Source organism: Pseudomonas sp. PDNC002, assembly GCF_016919445.1.
Lineage (GTDB): Bacteria > Pseudomonadota > Gammaproteobacteria > Pseudomonadales > Pseudomonadaceae > Pseudomonas.
The window spans coordinates 4,772,505-4,790,570 of sequence record NZ_CP070356.1 but is presented as its reverse complement, the minus strand read 5'-3'; the positions used below and the strand labels follow the sequence as shown (position 1 = coordinate 4,790,570).

Genomic DNA, 18,066 nt, shown 5'->3' with positions numbered 1-18,066 from the left:
GTGCGTCCTGGCTCAGGGCGAACTGGTGGATGGCCGCGCCAGTTGCTCGTCGGCGCGATAGCCGCGGGCGCCGAACCAGACGATGTACAGGTAGCACACCAGCGGGACGGCGAAGGAGGGCAGCAGACCGATGCGGTCAGCGAAGAACGCCTGCACCAGCGGCATCACGGCGCCGCCGACGATCGCCATGCAGAGTAGGCCGGAGCCCTTGCTGGTGAGATTGCCCAGGCCTTCCAGGGCGAGGGAGAAGATGGTCGGGAACATGATCGAGTTGAACAGGCCGATCAGGATCAGCGCCCACATCGCCGCATGACCGCCCAGGCTCAGCGCCACTGCGATCAGCACCGTGACGACCAGCGCATTGAACGCCAGCAGGCGGTTCGGCGCGATGGCGCGCATCAGGGCGCTGCCGATGAAGCGACCGACCATGGCGCCACCCCAGTAGAACGACAGGTACTTGCCGGCCTGCTCCGCTGGCAGCCCGGCGATGTCCGGCTGGCCCATCAGGCTCACCAGGTAGCTGCCGATGGAGACCTCGGCGCCGACGTAGCAGAAGATCGCGATGACCCCGAATACCAGGTGATGGTGAGCGAAGATCGATTTTTGTCCGGCGGCGCCGTCGGTGGGTTCGCCGTGGTGGATCTTTGGTAGACGGAACAGGGCGATCAGGACGGCGATGGCGAACAGCAGTCCCGCCAGCACCAGGTAGGGCGTCTTCACCGAGTCGGCTTCACCAGCGGCGGAGCCGCCGATCTGCGAGGCGGCGCCGGCGCCAATGGCGAGGATGGTCACTGAGCCCACCAGCGGGCCGACCGTGGTCCCCAGGGAGTTGAAGGCCTGGGTCAGGTTCAACCGGCTGGCGGCGGTGCTCGCCGGGCCGAGGACGTTGACGTACGGGTTGGCCGCTACCTGCAGCAGGGTGATGCCCGAGGCGAGGATGAACAGCGCGGCGAGGAAATACGGGTAGGACTGCGCGCTTGCCGCCGGGTAGAACAGCAGGCAGCCGATCCCGGCCGTGGCCAGGCCGACGATGATGCCGCTCTTGTAGCCGACCTTCTCCACCAGCCGCCCCGACGGGAAGGACATGATGAAGTAGGCGCCGAAGAAGCAGAACTGGACCAGTGAGGCTTCTACGTAGGACAGGGTGAATACCGCCTTGAGGTGCGGCACGAGGATGTCGTTGAGCGAGGTGATCAGGCCCCACATGAAGAACAGCAGGGTCAGCACGGTCAGGGCGCTGGTGTGGCGATTGGCGTTCGACTGGTCCATCTCGGACTCCTAGGGCCAGATAGTGGTGGCTGCCGGCTTAGGGCCGTCAGAGGGCGGCGATGCTGACGCAATTTGCCGTCAGGTTCTTCATTCGGCGCGACATTCCATTGCGCGCGCGATACTTCTAGACCGGCTTCTCTACTTCGGGCCCTGGTGCGGCAGTTCGATGCGTTGGATTTCACCTGGCACTGTGGGCCAGTCCCGCGCCGCCCAGCGCGCCCGGGCACTGTCGATCAGGCTCGGATCGCTGGCGACGAAATTCCAGTTCATCCGCCGCGGGCCGTCCAACGGATCGCCGCCGATCATCACCGCGTGGCAGTCGCCGCAGGCGGAGAGGGTGAAGCTCTCGCCTTCGGGCAGTACCACCAGCGCGTGCAGCGGCAGCGATTCATCGTCCAGTAGCGCTTCCCCTTCGATCAGGTACAGCGCTCGCTCGGGATGCTCGTCGGGGATCGCCAGGGTGGCGCCGGCACTGAGTTGCAGGTCAGCGTAGAGCGTGGCGGAGCGTACCGGCACCGGCGATTCGAGGCAGAACCCGGAGCCGGCGATCATGCGGATGCGCACGCCCAGGCTGTCGCTTTCCGGCAGGCTGGCGGCGGCGTGGTGACTGTAGCTGGGCTCGCAGTCTTCGAGCTCGCGCGGCAGGGCCAGCCAGACCTGCAGGCCGTGCAGGCGCGAGCCGCTGTGCAGCAGGTTGGCCGGGGTCCGCTCGACGTGGGCGACACCACGCCCGGCGGTCATCCAGCTGACGTCGCCGGGCAGCACGAGCTGGTCCGAGCCGAGGCTGTCCTTGTGCTGCACCTGGCCTTCGAACAGGTAGGTGAGGGTGGACAGGCCGATGTGCGGGTGCTGGCGGATGTCCATGCCATGCTCGGGCGCGAAGCTGCTTTCGAGCATGTGGTCGAAGAACACGAAAGGACCGACGCTGCGGCGCTGCGCGGAGGGCAGGGGGCGCAGGATCGGCACGCCCTCGACGTCTTCGGCGCGCGGGCGGATGGCTAGCAGGGTGTCGCTCATGATGATTCCCGAGAGGCTGGTTCACGCATGATAGACGCTCGGCGCGATGCCGCCCCGGCAGAGGCGACCTGTCATCAGGCTGTCACGGCGATGTCATAGCCTCGCGCGGTCCCCAACAAGGAGCGCGACATGCCCATATCCCGCCTGCCAGCAGTCCTGGCCCTCACCCTGGCTTCCGCCTTCGCCAGCTCGGCCTTCGCCGACGTGCGTGTCACCGGCCCGGTCGAGTACGGCGTCTTCGTCAGCAACTACAAGGATTACCAGCCGGGCGAGCGCGTGCTCACCCGCAGCGAGCAGCAGATCGAATCGACCACCCGCGTGCCGGCCAAGCTGGGCACCAAGTTCGGTATGCGCTACCAGCTCAGCGGCAAGCAGGAAGGCGATACTCCGCTGACGCTGCTGTATTTCACGCCCGGCGTCGTGACGCCGGATGGCCAGCGCCACGACCGCTTCGAGGTCGTGCAGAAGCTGGTGGTGGGTGCGCCCACCGACGTCATGGCCTACCAGTTCACCGAGAACCATGAGGTGGTGCCGGGGGAATGGCGGTTCATGGTGTTCCAGGGGGATCGCCTGCTGGCAGAGAAAACATTCACTGTCGAGTGAGTCACTCTGTATGAAAAAAGCCCGGCTCTATGTCGGGCTTTTCTTTGCATCCAATTAGGGGCGCGTGCAACCTTTGGATTGGCAGGGGGGAAACAGTTTGTTACTTTGCATGCACGATAGTGCCAACTTCGAGCGTGCAAGCAGGAAGAGGATGGTACGCAGGGCGCCCGCAAGCGCTCTTGCAGGAGTGTTACTGCACGGTGGCCCGCGATGAAACGAGGCGGCCGGCAGCCGAGAGACAAATAAGAACAGCGCTGGCCGCAATGGCCGGGGCGATAAATCTTGGCCAAGGAGGTAATGCTGTCTATGAACAGTCAGATGGGGGTGCGCTCGTCGATTTTCTGGGCGCCGCGGCGTGCGGGTGCAGTGATGGGGCTTCTGCCGCTACTGGTGGCGGGTTCGGCCCAGGCGCTGGAGTTCAAGCTGGCCGACAACGAGATCACCGGTTCGCTGGACAGCACGCTGTCCTATGGCGCCATGTGGCGCGTGCAAAGCCGCGACAAGGACAACATCAGCGACATCAACGCCGACGACGGTAACCGCAACTTCGATACCGGGCTGGTTTCCCAGGTCTTCAAGCTGACCTCCGACCTCTCGGCCAAGTACCAGAACTACGGCCTTTTCCTGCGTGGCACTGCCTACTACGACACGCAGATCATGGATAAGCGCAACGACTACTACGACACCACCGATGGTGTGGTGCGGCCCAGCCAGTCGTATCCGCAGGACGATCACTTCACCGATGACACCCGCCACATCGCCGGGCGGAAGGCCGAGCTGCTCGATGCCTATCTGTCCGGCAGCTGGGACATTGCCGAGCACCCGCTGACCGGCCGCGTCGGTCGCCAGGTGCTGAACTGGGGCGAGGGAGTGTTCTATCGGGGCGGCATCAACACCATCAACCCGGTGGACGCCGCGCGCTTCCACCTGCCGGGCTCGGAGCTCAAGGAAGTGCTGGTGCCGGTCGAAGCGCTGAGCTTCAACTTCGGCCTCACCGACGACCTGTCGATGGAAGCCTTCTACCAGTGGAAGTGGAAGGAAACCCGGCTGGATTCGGTGGGCACCTACTTCTCCGATACCGATCTGTTCAGCGATGGTGGCAATACGGCGTACACCACCGAGACCGACCCGCAGATCAAGCAACTGCTGGCCGGCTATCCCACCGTTGCGTCACTCGGGCTGCTCGGTAACGGTCCGCACGGACCGAATTCCTTCCTCGATCCGAACACCGGCACCTTCAAGGTGGCCAACATCGGCAAGGACGTCGAAGCGCGTGACAACGGCCAGTTCGGCGTGGCCTTCCGCTACATCGCCGAGGAGCTCAACTCCACCGAGTTCGGTTTCTACTTCGTCAACTATCACTCCAAGGAACCACAGGTCGCTGTCGATCTGCGCGACTACCAGGGCGTGGACGTCGACGCGTTGAACAGCTTGCTCGGGCCACTGGGCCTGGGTGAGGCGGTGCCCGGGCTGGCCACGCTGGACATGGCCAGCAACGCCGAGGCGCGCCGCGACTACGTCGAAGACATCCGCATGTACGGCCTCAGCTTCAACACCACGCTGGGCGATGCCTCGGTGTCCGGCGAGATCGCCTACCGGCCGAACATGCCGATCAGTATCTCCGCCACCGACGATCTCCTCGGTGACCTGCTCACCCAGGGCGTCCTGGGGCAGACCAACCTCTATGACGGCAGCGTGGCCGCCGGCCAGGCCTGCGCTGAAGTCGCCGGCAAGCAACTGTGCCGCGGCAGCCTGTTCGAGAACTACGAGCGCGCCGAGACCTACAACATCTCGCTGTCGACCATCTACAACTTCGGCCCGCACCTGAGCTTCGACTCGATGACCGGTGTGGCCGAACTGGCTTCCGAGCACATCCGTGGCAGCAGCCTGAAATACACCGCCTGGGACGGTAGCGAACGCAAGTTCGTCGGTGCCCAGGACAAGGCCTATGTCGGCGGCAACGACGACGACGTGCAGATCAGCCGCGACAGCTATGGCTACACCCTGTTGCTCACTGGCAGCTGGAACGACGTCTACGCTGGGGTGAAGCTGTCGCCCTACGTCGTCTACCAGGACGACTTCAGTGGCAACTCCGATCGCACCGGCAACTTCATCGAGGGGCGCAAGGCCTACACCCTCGGTATCGACGCCAGCTACCTGAACACCTTCGAAGTCGGCACCCAGTACACCAACTACTACGGCGCGGGCTCCAGCAACTCCATGCGTGACCGCGACAACGTTTCGATCACCGCGAAATACTCGTTCTGATTCGGAGAGGACCATGTACAAGAAGAGTTCCCTGATCGTCCTTGCCACGCTGACGGCCCTGGCCGTCACCGATGCGCGTGCAGCGGTCTCGGCCGACCAGGCCGCCCAGCTCAAGAGCAGCCTGACGCCCATGGGCGCGGAGAAAGCCGGCAACGCTGCCGGCACCATCCCGGCCTGGACGGGTGGGTTGACCTCGGCGCCCGCTGGCTACAAGGGGCCGGGCTCGCACCACGTCGATCCCTTCCCTGGCGAGAAGCCGCAATTCGTCATCACCAAGTCCAACCTGGACCAGTACAAGGCCCACCTGACGGCGGGGCAGATCGCGCTCTTCAACGCCTATCCGGACACCTACCAGATGCCGGTCTACGCGACCCATCGCACTGGCTCGGCGCCGCAGTGGATCTACGACAACATCTTCAAGAACGCGACCAGTGCCAAGCTCGTCGAAGGCGGCAATGGCTTCTCCGATGCCTACGGCGGCGTGCCGTTCCCGATCCCGCAGAGCGGCGTGGAGGCGGTGTGGAACCACATCGCGCGCTATCGCGGCACCTACATCGTGCGCCGTTCCTCCCAGGCCGGCGTGCAGCGCAATGGCGCCTACGCGCTGGTCACCTCGCAGGACGAGGCGCTGTTCCGCTTCTACGATCCCAAGGGCAGCTACGACAAGCTCGGCAACACGCTGTTCTACTACATGACCTTCACCACCGCGCCGGCGCGCCTGGCCGGTAACGGCGCGCTGGTGCAGGAGACCCTCGACCAGGTCAAGGAGCCGCGCCAGGCCTGGGGCTACAACCCCGGCCAGCGTCGCGTGCGCCGCGCCCCGACGCTGGCCTACGACACGCCGATCGAAGACTCCGATGGCCTGCGCACCGCCGACGACACCGACATGTACAACGGCGCGCCGGACCGCTACGACTGGACCCTGGTGGGCAAGAAGGAAATCTACATTCCCTACAACAACTACCAGGTCACCAGCCCGGAAGTTAAGTACAAGGACCTGCTCACCCCCGGCCACATCAATCCCAAGTACACCCGCTACGAGCTGCACCGCGTCTGGGTGGTGGATGGCAAGCTCAAGCCCGGCGCGCGGCACATCTACTCACGCCGTACCCTGTACCTCGACGAGGACAGCTGGGGTGCTGCCGTGGTCGACCAGTACGATGGTCGCGGCGAGCTGTGGCGCGTGTCCCAGGCCTACCTGAAGAGCTTCTACGAGCAGCCGATGGTGTGGACCGCCCTGGACACCTTCCACGACCTCCAGGCGCATCGCTACAGCATCCAGTGGCTGGACAACGAAGAACCGGGCACCGCCGACTTCAGCCAGGCGGCGCCGGACGAATCGAACTTCAGTCCCTCGGCCCTGCGCCGCAAGGCATCGCGCTAAGTCCGGAAACGATAAAGGCCCCGCAAGGGGCCTTTTTCATTTGACTGCCGATGGTTCGCGAGCAAGCTCGCTCCTACAGGCCAGGCCGGCGCGCTCTTTGTAGGAGCGAGAGGGACGCCTGGTTCTTGCTCGCGAACCTGTGCATCCGGGTATCACGCCATCGGCGGCAATCGCCGCTTCACCGGGCTCTTCTTGACGATCGCCGTGTTGGTTTCGGCGAAGCCGTTGAGGTGGTCCAGGATCTCGTCCAGCTGCTCCATGGAGCGCACGCACATGCGCGCGTAGAAACAGTCCTCGCCCGTGACCTTGTCGCACTCGGTGAACTCGGGGATCGCCAGGATCTGCTTCTCCACCTCCTGCAGCTTGCCCGGCAGCGGGCGCACGCGAACGATGGCCTGCAGTTGGTAGCCAAAGGCGCGCGGGTCGACGTTCACCGTGTAGCCGGTGATCACCTGGCGCTCCTCCAGCTTGCGCAGGCGTTCGGCAACGCTGGGGGAACTGAGGCCACTGGCCTGGGCCAGGGCCTTCAGGGAAAGGCGCGAATCTTTCATCAGCGCCGCGATCAGCAGCTGGTCGATTTCGTCGGTCATGGCAGCCTCGAAAGGTGATTCCTGAAATTCGCCTTGATAGTAAAGGTGAACCGGTAAATTTGCCTCTGCCGGGCGATAGAGTGCGCGAAATGACTTCTTCATACTGATCCCCAGTGAATGGAGGTGAGTCATGAACGAACAGATTCGACGCGGCACCCTGGAAATGATCAGCGCCATGCTGATTTGCGGCACCATCGGCTGGCTGGTGGTGGTCTCCGGTCAGCCGGTGCTGGACGTGGTGTTCTGGCGCTGCGCGTTCGGCGCCGCAACCCTGCTGGTGATCTGCGCGGCCATGGGCTTCTTGCGCCCCGGCATCCTCACCCGTGCGACCTTTGGCCTGGCGCTGCTCAGCGGCGCGGCCATCGTCGGTAACTGGGTGCTGCTGTTCGGTTCCTACTCGCGGGCGTCCATCGCCATCGGCACGGCGGTCTATAACGTGCAGCCGTTCCTGCTGGTGCTGCTGGGCGCGCTGTTCCTCGGTGAACGCGTGACGGGGCAGAAGCTTGCCTGGCTGGGCATTTCCTTCCTCGGCATGCTGGCCATCGTCAGCGCGCACGGTGAGGCGGGGCAGGTGGGCAGTGACTACCTCGGCGGGATCGCCCTGGCGCTCGGCGCGGCGGCGTTGTACGCCGTGGCGGCGCTGATCATCAAGCGCCTGACGGGAGTGCCGCCGCACCTGATCGCGCTGATCCAGGCGGTGAGCGGCGTACTGTTGCTGGCGCCCTGGGCGAACTTCTCGCCATTGCCCCAGGCCACCTCGGCCTGGGCCAGCCTGGCGACCCTGGGCATCGTGCATACCGGGATCATGTACGTACTGCTCTATGGAGCAATCCAGAAGTTGCCGACGGCGCTGACCGGCGCGCTGTCCTTCATCTATCCCATCGCCGCGATCTTCGTTGACTGGTTCGCCTTCGGCCATCGCCTGACCCCGCTGCAATGGCTGGGCGTGGTCGCCATCCTGTTGGCCGCCGCCGGCATGCAGCGCGGCTGGAGCCTGAACCTGCGGCGCCTGGCCTGGCGCTGAAATCCATGCTTGCCTGACAATGCCGGGAACCTGCGCCACCGGGCATAGGTCCTGTAGGCGGACTTCAAGCAAGGATCGGACTATGACTGCGGCTGCCCTGACGGCAGATTCATTCAGCCTGAAAAGGCCATCACCACGATTTCTTCATCTGCTGGGCGTGGCCGCGCTACTGGCGCTGGCCGGCTGCGGCAGCCGCGCGCCCAGCGTGCCGGAGCCGACCCCGGAGGAGGTGCGCGGCAAGCTGGTCAGGCTGATTCCCGCTGGTGCTTCTGACCGCGAGGGCTGGGCGAAGGACATCCAGGTCGCCTTCACCACCCAGCGCATTCCGGCGACCACCGAGAACCTCTGTTCAGTGGTGGCGATCACCGAGCAGGAGTCCAACTTCAAGGCCGACCCGCCAGTGCCGGGGCTGGGCAAGATCGCTCGCGCCGAGATCGACCGGCGCGCGAGCAAGGTCCATGTGCCGGGTTTCCTCATCGATACCGCGCTGGCGCTGAAGTCGCCGAATGGCCGCACCTACAGCCAGCGCCTGGCGAGCGCGAAAACCGAGAGGGAGCTGAGCGCGATCTTCGATGACTTCATCGGCGGCGTACCGCTCGGCCAGCAACTGTTCGGCCGCTTCAATCCGGTCCATACCGGCGGGCCGATGCAGGTCAGCATCGAGTTCGCCCAGGCCCACGCCGAGGGTTATCCGTACCCGGTGGACGGCAGCATCCGCCGCGAGGTGTTCAGCCGCCGCGGCGGCATGTACTTCGGCATCGCGCACCTGCTGGGTTACCCGGTGAACTATCCGCGCCAGCTGTACCGCTTCGCCGACTTCAACGCCGGCTGGTACGCCAGCCGCAACGCCGCCTTCCAGCGCGCGGTGATGGATCTCACCGGCATCACCCTGGCACTGGATGGCGACGTGATTCTCTATGGCAGCTACGACGCCGGTAGCACCGAGAAGGCGGTGCGCACCCTGGCGCCGAAGCTGGGCATGAGCGAACGGCAAATCCGCCGCGACCTGGAGCTGGGGGACAAGCCGGAGTTCACCCGGTCGACGCTCTACACCAAGGTCTTCGAACTGGCCGAGCGCTCCGCCGGCAAGCCGATGCCGCGAGCGATGCTGCCGGGCATCACGCTGCACAGCCCGAAGATCACCCGCCAGCTCACCACCGCCTGGTTCGCCCAGCGCGTGGACGAGCGCTACCAGCGCTGCCTGGGGCGGGCGCCGAAGCCGTGACTGTCAGTCGCCTTCGGCGGGCTGGCAGACGCCATTGGCGCCTTTCTTGCCGGTGTACGACACCGAGGGCGTGCCATCGGGGTTGATGCTGATGGAGATGGTGACGCCCGAGCCTTTGGCCTCGTAGTAATTGTCGTTGAAGACCTTGAGCTTGGCCTCCTGCCCATTGATGTAGACCGGCCCGCCTTCGTCGGCGTGGACCTGGATATTCATCGGGCAGTCATAGTTGAGCATGGGGATGGCGGCGACAGCGGGCTGCATGGCGATCAGCAACAACGGGGCGATCAGTAGCGATTTCATGACGTCTCCCAGGCAAGTGTGAGCACGGCGCGCGGCCGTGCGGACTTCCACAGCTTAGTGCAGACGCCGGCGCGCGCTAGAGCGGCAAGGGACGCAGGCGTGCCGCCGGCTCGGGCTCGGTGCCGCGCAGGACCAGGCGGGTGATGGTCGCCGCGGCCGCTTCGAAGTCGTCGGCATCCGGCTGCGGCTTGCCGGTGATCATCGCGATCTGCCAGTCGAAATCGACGTAGGTACGGGTCGCCGCGGAAATGCTCAGCAGCAGGTGCTGCGGGTCCACCGCAGCGAGCAGGCCGCGGTCGATCCAGGCGGCGATGCATTCCAGGCTGCGGCGCGATTCCGTCTGCAGGCGCTGCAGCCATTCCGGCGGCAGGCGCGGTGCACCGTGGAGCATTTCGCTGGCGAACACCTTGTAGGCGTACGGCCATTGCCGGGCGATGTACAGGCGCGCACGGATGTGCGCGGGCAGCGCCCAGGCCGGATCGTCGCATTCGCGCAGCAGCGCCGACGCTTCGAGCACAGCGTCCACCACGTTCTCCAGCAGGCGCAGGTAGAGGTTCTCCTTGCTCTGGAAGTAGTAATAGACGTTGGACTTGGGCAGGTCGGCGCGGCTGGCGATGTCCTGGGTCTTGGCGGCGGTGAAGCCTTTCTCGGCGAACTCCTCGCCGGCCGCTAGCAGGATGCGCTGGCGGTTACGGTCGCGAATGCTGAGGGCGGGACGCTGGCGTCTGCGCGTCGGGGCGGGCGCGGTCTGGGGCATGGGGCAACATCGGGGCAGGGAAACGAAGTACCAGAATATACTTTTCTATATAGCGATTGCCCACCCGTACAGCTCACTGGCGGATGGCCATTTATCCGCCATTAGATTGAACCCGACGTATGACGATTCTGTCAGAGCGTTTCAGTAACCTAGGAAGGGGCTGAAATGCTGTTCGTAGTCATGCTGGGCGGGCGCCATCCACGTGCACGGATCGAGATCCATGACGTGGCCTTCGTCATCGGCGATAACCTGAAATCCACCTACCCGCAGTTGCGTGAAGCCTGGTTCGGTAGCCCGGAAGGCCTGCACATCGACTCCTGGCTGGAGGTGGATGGCGTAGAGGCCTATCGCGTCGAATTCAGCGAATCGATGCCCGGACCGGGCGACCTGCGCCTGTTCTTCGTCAACCTGGGCGGATATGAAATGGGCAGTTTCGGCGAGGCGCACCAGTACGTGCTGGTGGCCGCCCGCGACGCCGCCGAGGCCAAGACCCGCGCGAAGCGGCGCATGCCGCGCAGTTGGGACAAGGCGCACACCGACGCGGTGATCGACGTCGATGACTGCATCGCCATCGACCAGGTTGGCGGGCGCTACGTGCATCTGGTCGAGGGCGAGAGCCGAGGCATCGTGCAGCGCAGCGATTACATCGTCTTGTGAGCCTTCATGGTTTCGACACATTCCTGTCACAAAACCTGACGTATAAGGGGCGCAACGCCGACTCCCGTGCCGAGGTAGCCATGACCGAGAAACGCCGTGTCCTGTTCGTCTGTGTCGCCAATGACGCCCGTTCGCCGATGGCAGAGGCGCTGCTGCGGCACACCGATGGGCAGCATTTCGAAGCCTTCAGCGCGGGCATCCATCCGACGGCGATCGATCCGCGCGCCCGCGAGGTGCTCGAGCACGCCGGAATCTCCACCGAAGGGCTGCGCTGCAAATCCATCGACGAATTCCGTGGCCAGCATTTCGATTACCTGATCGACCTGTGCGACAAGTCCAGCGGCGAGGGTGATGAGTTGCCCAGCTCCAGCGAAGTGATCGTGTGGAACTTCGTCGACCCGGCGCACAGCGAGCAGCACGATCCATTCCGCCACACCTTGCAGGAACTCAGCGACCGCCTGAAGCTCTTCGAAATGGTGAAAAACCGCGAATGACGTTTCAGGTGGGGGGAAAGCAAAAAGCCCGCAGGATGCGGGCTTTTTGCTTTGTAGGCCGCAGGATTCGCCGTTGCCTGGGGAGGATTGGCGGCGGATGCCTGCAGAGATGGGGCGCTGGTCCTTCAGCGCCAGGGCAGTCTGGCGGAGCGGCATGACAGGCTGGTGACGGTCCCGTGAACAGGTGATGGCAATGCGCTTCCAGCGTCGTTATCACTCGCCGGCATGAGCACTATCGATCCCGACAAGTGGCCAGCCAGGGATCGCGCCGATAGAGTCACCCTCAAAGTCATGTCCGCGGCGTCGTCTACTGGCGCCTGCGTGACCCGAATCGGAGTGCCTATGAAGTCCCTGTCAGAAACTGCCTTCTCCATGCTCGACCTGGTGCCCGTGCGCGACCAGGGCACCGCGGCGGAGGCGTTGCATAATGCCGTCGAAGTTGCCCGGCACGTCGAGCGCCTGGGCTTTACCCGCTACTGGCTGGCGGAGCACCACAACATGGACGGTATCGCCAGCTCGGCCACCGCCGTGCTGATTGGCCACATCGCCGGCAAGACCGAGCGCATCCGCGTCGGCTCCGGTGGCGTGATGCTGCCGAACCATCCGCCGCTGGTGGTGGCGGAGAACTTCGGCACCCTGGAGACGCTGTATCCGGGCCGCATTGACCTCGGCCTGGGCCGCGCGCCGGGCGCCGACCAGGCCACCATGCGCGCACTGCGCCGCGACCGCCTGGGCGACGGAGCCGATTTCCCCGAGCAGGTGGCAGAGCTGGAAATGTTGCTCGGCCCGCGCCGTTCGCAGCAGTCGCTGCTGGCGATTCCGGGGGAGGGCACCAACGTGCCGATCTGGCTGCTGGGTTCCAGTCTGTTCAGTGCGCACCTGGCCGCGCAAAAGGGCCTGCCGTATGCCTTCGCCTCGCACTTCGCGCCGCGCTACCTGCACGACGCGCTGCGCATCTATCGCGAGAACTTCCAGCCCTCGGCGGTGCTCGACAAGCCTTACGCCATGATCGGTGTACCGCTGGTGGCGGCGCCGACCGATGAGGAAGCCGAATACCTGGCGACCACCGCGTTCCAGCGAGTGCTGGCGCTGATTCGTGGCGACAGCCTGAAGCAGAAGCCGCCGGTGAAAAGCATGGCTGGATTGTGGCTGCCCCATGAACAGGAAGCAGTCGGTAATTTCTTCGGCCTGGCAGTGATCGGTGGTCCGGAGAAGGTGCGCAGTCGCCTGGAAATCCTGCTGGAGCAGACTGGCGTGGACGAGATCATCTTCACCAGCGACATCTACGACCACGAATTGCGCCTGCGTTCGCTGGAGATCGTCGCCGGCCTGCGCTGATGGCTCCATCGTGGGGAGATGTTTTGTAGGAGCGAGCTTGCTCGCTCCTACAAGTGCATGCCAGATATCGGCAGGCGGCGTAGGAGCGGACTTCGTCCGCGATCAAATCGCCGCCGCTCCAATCGACCAGGGAGCTGGGGGAAGTCATCGCGGACGGAGTCCGCTCCTACAGTGGCGGCGTGGGATTCACGCCTGCCCGTCGTCTTCCTTCTTCTTCAGCAGGTCGGCCAGCCCGGCCAATCCCTTGTGCGTCACCTTTGGCCCCTTGGCGCCGGCGTCATTGCTGTTCTGGTAGTGCAGGTCCACCTGCCGCTGGTGCTCGTTGTCGTGGCAGAACAGGCAGAGCAGCTCCCAGTTGGAGCCGTCCTCGGGGTTGTTGTCGTGGTTGTGGTCGCGGTGGTGGACGGTCAGTTCGCGCAGGCGCACGCCACTGAATTCGCGGGCGCAGCGTCCGCAGATCCAGGGGTACATCTTCAGGGCTTTTTCGCGGTAGCTGCTTTCGCGGCGGCGCTGGGCTTCGGCGAGGACGGCGTCGACTTTGCTGGTGGGCTGGTTCATGGCTCGTAGAAAGTGTGCGGGATCGGACCTTCAGCATAAGTCCGCGGCCGCGCGCTGACTATGGCCTGGGCATGTCCGGGCGCGACCAGATCCACAGATTGCCAACCGCCATGCCGAGGATCACCGCGTACAGCCAGAGGCCATGGGGCAGGGTGACCAGCATGATTGCCAGGGCGGCGAGCATCGCCACGCTGGCGCTGATCTTGGCGCGGCGGGCGACGGCGCGGCCGTTGCGCCAGTTGTGCAGGATGGGGCCGAACAGCCGGTGGTTTTCCAGCCAGGCGGACAGGCGCGGCGAACTTTTCGAGGCGGCCCAGGCGGCCAGTAGGACGAATTCGGTGGTCGGCAAGCCCGGCACGACCAATCCCACCATGCCCACACCGAGGCTGACATAGGCGAGCAGGGCAAAGGCCAGGCGCGCCAGTCGCGAGCGGGCCGGGCCCAGCGGGGTAGCGCGCGCCGCTTCGACAGGCGCGCGCTCAACGGCGTCAGACGGTGGCGGGAGCACTGTCGTAGCTGTGCTGCAGCAGGTGGGCGAAACGCTCGAAGGCGGCGATTGCGCCGGCTTCGGCTTCACGTTCCTCGGCTTCGCTCAGTTCCAGGGCGTCGAGGGTGCGGGTGAAGCGCTTCCAGCCTTCAGCGCGGCCGCCTTCGGGCTCGCCGAGGTGGCGCGCGCCGGTGTTCTCGTCCAGGCCCATCGCGGCGACGCGCTTGATCAGGAAGGCAGCGCCCAGCTTGGAACCTTCGGAGACGAACAGCCAGCCCAGGGCATGGGCCTGGCTCGGCTGGCTGACGGCGCCGGCAACGGGGGCGGGCACTTCGGTATCCAGGTCGGCCAGGTCCAGGCGCGCCTGCTCGGCACGGCAGCGCTGCGGCAGGTCGGGGAAGATATTGCCCAGCTCGGCGTCCTGGTACAGGGCCTGCAGCTCGGACTGGAACAGGTACTGGGCGACCACGAAGCGGGCGAAACGCTCGCGGCTGGAGAAGGGCTCGCGGGCCTTCACGGCGTGGTCGAGGCGCTCGTGGGGGGCGTGGGTCAGCGCGTTCAGGCGCTGCGAGCGCAGGGCGGGGAGTTCCAGGGTGGTCATGTCCAATTCCTTGAAATTACAGGTCTTTGTAGACGAGACGAATCAGCGTTTGGAAAGCGTAAAGATTGTCGGGATAGGCACGGTGCGTCGTGTAGGAGCAGTTGCTCTTTATGATGGTTTGTACCTGTAGGTTCCCTCTCCCTAACCCTCTCCCTGAAGGGAGAGGGGACTGGATTGGTGCCGGCTGAGAACGCAGGTTCATCTGGCACGGATAGCTCCCTCTCCCTTCAGGGAGAGGGGACTGGATTGGTGCCGGCTGAGAGCGCAGGTTCATCCGGCACGGATAGCTCCCTCTCCCTTCAGGGAGAGGGGGCTGGATTGGTGCCGGCTGAGAATGCAGGTTTATCTGGCACGGATAGCTCCCTCTCCCTTCAGGGAGAGGGGACTGGATTGGTGCGGGCTGAGAACGCAGGTTCATCCGGCACGGATAGCTCCCTCTCCCTTCAGGGAGAGGGGACTGGATTGGTGCGGGCTGAGAACGCAGGTTCATCCGGCACGGATAGCTCCCTCTCCCTTCAGGGAGAGGGGACTGGATTGGTGCCGGCTGAGAACGCAGGCTCATCTGGCACGGATAGCTCCCTCTCCCTTCAGGGAGAGGAGACTGGATTGGTGCCGGCTGAGAATGCAGGTTCATCTGGCACGGATAGCTCCCTCTCCCTTCAGGGAGAGGGCGGGGGAGAGGGAGCGCCCAACGTAGGATTTTATTGGCGGAAGCGGCCAGCCGGGCAGCGGATAACCTGCTGTTCCAGGTTATCCGCCCTATGCTCAGCCAGCGTCCTTGCGCGTCAGATATCCCACACCAGGTTGATGGCGAAGTTACGGCCCGGCTGCGTCAGGCGGTCGAGGTTGGCCGGGGCCAGCACCGCCGCTTCGCCGACACCGTCGTAGCCGCGCACGTCATCCCACAGCCAGTACTTCTTGTCGGTCAGGTTGTAGAGGCCGGCGTTCAGGGTCAGGTCGTCGGTCAGCTTGTAGTAGCCGGTCAGGTCGAGGATGCCGAAGCCCGGCGTCTTGAACTGGCTGCTGGTGCCGTCCGGGGCGTTGAACTGGGTATCGTCGACGCGGTTCTTGCGCTTGACCAGGGTCCAGTCGAGGAGGGCGCCGTAGCGGCCGGCCTGTTCGTCGTAGCCCAGGCCGAATACGCCGGTGAGCGGGTTGACGCTATTGATCGGCTCGCCGGTGTCCTTGTTGCGGCCGTAGGCGTAGGCCACCGAACCCTTGGTGTAGAGGCCCTGCGGTGCGCCGAAGGCGCCCAGCTCCAGGCGACCCTTCATCTCCACGCCCTTGATGATGGCGTGCTTGATGTTGTTGCTGGTGAAGGTCGGCTCGGAGTAGCCGGGTGTAATGGCGTCTTCGTTGATGAAGTCGCGGTACTTGTTATAGAAGACGGCGACGTCGAACGAGCCTTCCTCGAAGTTGCCGCGCAGGCCGGTCTCGTAGCTCTGGCTGCGCTCCGGGTCCAGGTCCGGGTTGGGTTCCACGCGGTAGCCGGTGGTGGGGTTGTCGAAGCGCCCGTACAGCGCCTTGGCGGTGGGGGTGCGGAAGCCCTGGGCGTACTGCCCGTACCACAGGTAGTTGTCGTTGAACGCGTAGGTCACGCCCAGCTTCGGCGAGAGTTGGTGCCAGCTCTTGTCTTCGCTGCTCACCTCGCCTTCGCCGCTCTGGTCGACGGTGTTGAGGAACTCCTCGGTGACGTGGGGTTTCAGGCGCGTGTGGTCATAGCGCAGGCCGGGCAGGAAGGTCCAGGCGTTCCAGCGGATTTCGTCCTGGGCGAACAGGCCGTAGGTGTCGATGGTCGGATCGGGAAAGTCGCTGCTGCGGGCCAGGGTATCGCTGGCGCTGGGAGCGCCGATGGCGGTGCAGCCTCGGCCGACGGCCAGGCAGGTGCCGGTGCCCTCGCGGTAGCCGGTGACCTTCTGCCGCTTCAGCGTGGTGCCGTAGGTCAGCAGGTGGTCGGTGTCACCCAGGGCGAAGGCTTTGTCCAGCTGCAGGTCGAACACCCACTGGCGTTCCTTGTACAGGGTCTCGCGGGTGCGCAGCACCTGACGGGTCATCGGATAGTAGAACTCGTCGGTGCTCTGGTCGGTCTTGGCGATCTGGTAGTTGAAGGTCCACTTGGCGTGGTCAGCGATGGCGCTGTCCAGCAGCAGCGAGTGCTCCAGGCCGTAGCGCTCGCGGGTGATGGTGTCGTTGCCGGTGCGCCACTGGTACATGCCGCCGGGCAGGACACTGGGCGGGAGTGCCGGGCCGCCATTGTTGTAGGGGCCGCCATAGGCGCTCTTCTGGTCGGTGTCGACGTCGTCCTTGTACTTCTCGTAGACCAGGCCGAAGCGGCTGCCCTCGGCATAGTTCCAGCCAAGCTTCGCCAGCACGTTGGTGGTGCGCACGTCTTCCGGGTTGGCCTCGGTGCGCGACAGGCCGGTACCGCCGGTGCTGCCGTAGGACTCGGTCTCGTGGCCGTTGCGCTGGCTCAGGTGCAGCAGGCCGTCGAAGTCGTCGTGGCGGCCGGCGACGGTCGCCGAGGTCAGCCAGCTGTCATCGGCGGAGCTGTAGCCGGTCTTCAGGCGCGCGCCGACGTCCTTGCCGTCCTTGATGATGTCGTCCGGGTCGAGGGTGAAGTAGCTCACCGCGCCGCCGATGGCGTTGCTGCCATACAGGGCCGAGGCCGGTCCGCGCAGTACTTCGACGCGCTTGACGATTTCCGGGTCGACGTAGTTGCGCTCGGTCTGCGCGTAGGGGCCGTTGAAGAAGCCGTTGGGCAGCTCGACGCCATCGATCTGCGTCAGCACGCGGTCGCCATCGATACCGCGGATGTTGTAGCCGGTGATACCAGCGCGGTTGCCGGTGCCGCCGACCGAGACGCCGGGCATGTCGCGCACCAGCTCCTTGATGGTGTTGACGTTCTTGCGGTCCAGTGCCTCGCGGCTCACCACGTTGACCGTGGTCGGCACCGACGTGACGCTCTGCGCCTGGCGGGTTGCGGTGACGGTGAGCGGCTGCATCTCGGCGACGGAGGAGAGGTTGCGCTCCAGGACCACGTTGCGCGGGCCGAGCTGGCGGACGCTGAGGCCGGTGCCAGCGAGCAGGCTTTTCAGCGCGCGCTCCGCCGGCAGCCGGCCGTTGACGCCCGGCGATTCCACGCCGTCGGCCAGATCACCGGCCACGCCCACCTGCCAGCCGGTGACCGCGCTGAAGGCGTTCAGCGCCTGCGGCAGGGGTTGGCGGGCGATGTCGAAGCTGTAGCCGGCCTGGGTCTGCCCGGCTTCCGCCGCGACGACGGAGGTGGCCGGCAGGCTGGCGAGGCCGATGGAGAGGGCGAGCAACGAAATGCTGGCCGGCGCGGACAGCCGGCGCAGAGGGGCACGCGAAGAAGCGGTGGTCATCGGGAGGCTCTCTTAGTCAGTCATTGTTCGCATCCGTAAATGCGAATCTATTGCATTGGCTTCTGACTTAACGAACGAGCCTTTCGAATCGCGTAAAAATACTTTCAGTTC

Annotated in this window: 17 protein-coding genes; 8 read left to right on the top strand and 9 right to left on the bottom strand. The window is 65.0% G+C overall.

The features are described 5' to 3' along the window. Nucleotides 1–12: 12 nt before the first annotated feature. Nucleotides 13–1,269: a sugar MFS transporter gene (locus tag JVX91_RS21605; RefSeq protein WP_205336183.1), complete on the bottom strand. Its 1,257-nt coding sequence runs from the start codon at nt 1,267–1,269 to the stop codon at nt 13–15. Between the two features lie 138 nt (nt 1,270–1,407). Next, nucleotides 1,408–2,286: a pirin family protein gene (locus JVX91_RS21600; RefSeq protein ID WP_205336182.1), complete on the bottom strand. Its 879-nt coding sequence runs from the start codon at nt 2,284–2,286 to the stop codon at nt 1,408–1,410. A 129-nt stretch (nt 2,287–2,415) separates the two neighbouring features. On the opposite strand from JVX91_RS21600, the gene JVX91_RS21595 reads away from it, so the two are divergent. The 3 genes from JVX91_RS21595 to JVX91_RS21585 all read left to right on the top strand — a co-directional run bounded on the left by JVX91_RS21595 (nt 2,416) and on the right by JVX91_RS21585 (nt 6,541). Next, nucleotides 2,416–2,889, top strand: a complete 474-nt coding sequence (locus JVX91_RS21595; protein ID WP_205336181.1) for a DUF3859 domain-containing protein — start codon at nt 2,416–2,418, stop codon at nt 2,887–2,889. A 306-nt stretch (nt 2,890–3,195) separates the two neighbouring features. Continuing rightward, nucleotides 3,196–5,157, top strand: a complete 1,962-nt coding sequence (locus JVX91_RS21590) for a DUF1302 domain-containing protein (protein WP_240201641.1) — start codon at nt 3,196–3,198, stop codon at nt 5,155–5,157. 13 nt (nt 5,158–5,170) lie between these two features. Beyond that, on the top strand, nt 5,171–6,541 hold the full coding sequence (locus JVX91_RS21585; protein WP_205336180.1) for a DUF1329 domain-containing protein: 1,371 nt from the start codon (nt 5,171–5,173) through the stop codon (nt 6,539–6,541). A 152-nt stretch (nt 6,542–6,693) separates the two neighbouring features. On the opposite strand, the gene JVX91_RS21580 is transcribed toward JVX91_RS21585, so the two are convergent. Next, complete coding sequence (locus JVX91_RS21580) at nt 6,694–7,131, bottom strand: Lrp/AsnC family transcriptional regulator (protein ID WP_205336179.1); 438 nt, start codon at nt 7,129–7,131, stop codon at nt 6,694–6,696. 130 nt (nt 7,132–7,261) lie between these two features. Here JVX91_RS21580 and JVX91_RS21575 point away from each other — a divergent pair, with 130 nt between their 5' ends. Together JVX91_RS21575 and JVX91_RS21570 are read left to right on the top strand one after the other, a co-directional pair. Then, nucleotides 7,262–8,155, top strand: a complete 894-nt coding sequence (locus tag JVX91_RS21575) for a DMT family transporter (protein ID WP_205336178.1) — start codon at nt 7,262–7,264, stop codon at nt 8,153–8,155. Nucleotides 8,156–8,306: 151 nt separating this feature from the next. Further along, nucleotides 8,307–9,380 (top strand): DUF1615 domain-containing protein, encoded by a 1,074-nt coding sequence (locus JVX91_RS21570; protein WP_205340070.1) that lies wholly within the window; start codon nt 8,307–8,309, stop codon nt 9,378–9,380. 3 nt (nt 9,381–9,383) lie between these two features. On the opposite strand, the gene JVX91_RS21565 is transcribed toward JVX91_RS21570, so the two are convergent. Together JVX91_RS21565 and JVX91_RS21560 are read right to left on the bottom strand one after the other, a co-directional pair. Beyond that, nucleotides 9,384–9,680: a hypothetical protein gene (locus JVX91_RS21565; RefSeq protein WP_205336177.1), complete on the bottom strand. Its 297-nt coding sequence runs from the start codon at nt 9,678–9,680 to the stop codon at nt 9,384–9,386. 76 nt (nt 9,681–9,756) lie between these two features. Next, nucleotides 9,757–10,437 carry a TetR/AcrR family transcriptional regulator gene (locus JVX91_RS21560; RefSeq protein ID WP_205336176.1) on the bottom strand — a complete coding sequence of 227 codons (681 nt, stop codon included), beginning with the start codon at nt 10,435–10,437 and terminating at the stop codon, nt 9,757–9,759. 165 nt (nt 10,438–10,602) lie between these two features. Here JVX91_RS21560 and JVX91_RS21555 point away from each other — a divergent pair, with 165 nt between their 5' ends. The 3 genes from JVX91_RS21555 (at nt 10,603) to JVX91_RS21545 (ending at nt 12,926) form a co-directional block, all read left to right on the top strand. Continuing rightward, nucleotides 10,603–11,094, top strand: coding sequence for a DUF1543 domain-containing protein (locus tag JVX91_RS21555; RefSeq protein ID WP_205336175.1), 492 nt, complete (start codon nt 10,603–10,605; stop codon nt 11,092–11,094). An 80-nt stretch (nt 11,095–11,174) separates the two neighbouring features. Next, on the top strand, nt 11,175–11,588 hold the full coding sequence (locus tag JVX91_RS21550; protein WP_205336174.1) for an arsenate reductase ArsC: 414 nt from the start codon (nt 11,175–11,177) through the stop codon (nt 11,586–11,588). A gap of 342 nt (nt 11,589–11,930) precedes the next feature. After that, entirely contained in the window at nt 11,931–12,926 is a 996-nt protein-coding gene (locus JVX91_RS21545; protein ID WP_205336173.1) for an LLM class flavin-dependent oxidoreductase, read from the top strand. 186 nt (nt 12,927–13,112) lie between these two features. Here the strand turns inward: JVX91_RS21545 and JVX91_RS21540 are convergent, their stop codons facing one another. From JVX91_RS21540 to JVX91_RS21525, 4 genes are all read right to left on the bottom strand, one after another. Then, nucleotides 13,113–13,484 carry a YajD family HNH nuclease gene (locus JVX91_RS21540; RefSeq protein WP_205336172.1) on the bottom strand — a complete coding sequence of 124 codons (372 nt, stop codon included), beginning with the start codon at nt 13,482–13,484 and terminating at the stop codon, nt 13,113–13,115. A 58-nt stretch (nt 13,485–13,542) separates the two neighbouring features. Then, nucleotides 13,543–13,929 (bottom strand): YbaN family protein, encoded by a 387-nt coding sequence (locus tag JVX91_RS21535; protein ID WP_240201786.1) that lies wholly within the window; start codon nt 13,927–13,929, stop codon nt 13,543–13,545. Between the two features lie 43 nt (nt 13,930–13,972). Then, nucleotides 13,973–14,572 (bottom strand): biliverdin-producing heme oxygenase, encoded by a 600-nt coding sequence (locus tag JVX91_RS21530; RefSeq protein ID WP_205336171.1) that lies wholly within the window; start codon nt 14,570–14,572, stop codon nt 13,973–13,975. Between the two features lie 785 nt (nt 14,573–15,357). Then, nucleotides 15,358–17,955 carry a TonB-dependent receptor gene (locus JVX91_RS21525; RefSeq protein WP_205336170.1) on the bottom strand — a complete coding sequence of 866 codons (2,598 nt, stop codon included), beginning with the start codon at nt 17,953–17,955 and terminating at the stop codon, nt 15,358–15,360. Nucleotides 17,956–18,066 lie beyond the last annotated feature (111 nt).

Excerpts from the sequence above, each read along its gene's own strand:
- JVX91_RS21525 (WP_205336170.1), bottom strand. The coding sequence starts at position 17,955 with ATGACCACCGCTTCTTCGCGTGCCCCTCTGCGCCGGCTGTCCGCGCCG.
- JVX91_RS21550 (WP_205336174.1), top strand. The coding sequence starts at position 11,175 with ATGACCGAGAAACGCCGTGTCCTGTTCGTCTGTGTCGCCAATGACGCC.
- JVX91_RS21565 (WP_205336177.1), bottom strand. The coding sequence starts at position 9,680 with ATGAAATCGCTACTGATCGCCCCGTTGTTGCTGATCGCCATGCAGCCC.
- JVX91_RS21560 (WP_205336176.1), bottom strand. The coding sequence starts at position 10,437 with ATGCCCCAGACCGCGCCCGCCCCGACGCGCAGACGCCAGCGTCCCGCC.
- JVX91_RS21575 (WP_205336178.1), top strand. The coding sequence starts at position 7,262 with ATGAACGAACAGATTCGACGCGGCACCCTGGAAATGATCAGCGCCATG.
- JVX91_RS21555 (WP_205336175.1), top strand. The coding sequence starts at position 10,603 with ATGCTGTTCGTAGTCATGCTGGGCGGGCGCCATCCACGTGCACGGATC.
- JVX91_RS21580 (WP_205336179.1), bottom strand. The coding sequence starts at position 7,131 with ATGACCGACGAAATCGACCAGCTGCTGATCGCGGCGCTGATGAAAGAT.
- JVX91_RS21600 (WP_205336182.1), bottom strand. The coding sequence starts at position 2,286 with ATGAGCGACACCCTGCTAGCCATCCGCCCGCGCGCCGAAGACGTCGAG.
- JVX91_RS21530 (WP_205336171.1), bottom strand. The coding sequence starts at position 14,572 with ATGACCACCCTGGAACTCCCCGCCCTGCGCTCGCAGCGCCTGAACGCG.
- JVX91_RS21540 (WP_205336172.1), bottom strand. The coding sequence starts at position 13,484 with ATGAACCAGCCCACCAGCAAAGTCGACGCCGTCCTCGCCGAAGCCCAG.
- JVX91_RS21595 (WP_205336181.1), top strand. The coding sequence starts at position 2,416 with ATGCCCATATCCCGCCTGCCAGCAGTCCTGGCCCTCACCCTGGCTTCC.
- JVX91_RS21545 (WP_205336173.1), top strand. The coding sequence starts at position 11,931 with ATGAAGTCCCTGTCAGAAACTGCCTTCTCCATGCTCGACCTGGTGCCC.
- JVX91_RS21585 (WP_205336180.1), top strand. The coding sequence starts at position 5,171 with ATGTACAAGAAGAGTTCCCTGATCGTCCTTGCCACGCTGACGGCCCTG.
- JVX91_RS21605 (WP_205336183.1), bottom strand. The coding sequence starts at position 1,269 with ATGGACCAGTCGAACGCCAATCGCCACACCAGCGCCCTGACCGTGCTG.
- JVX91_RS21590 (WP_240201641.1), top strand. The coding sequence starts at position 3,196 with ATGAACAGTCAGATGGGGGTGCGCTCGTCGATTTTCTGGGCGCCGCGG.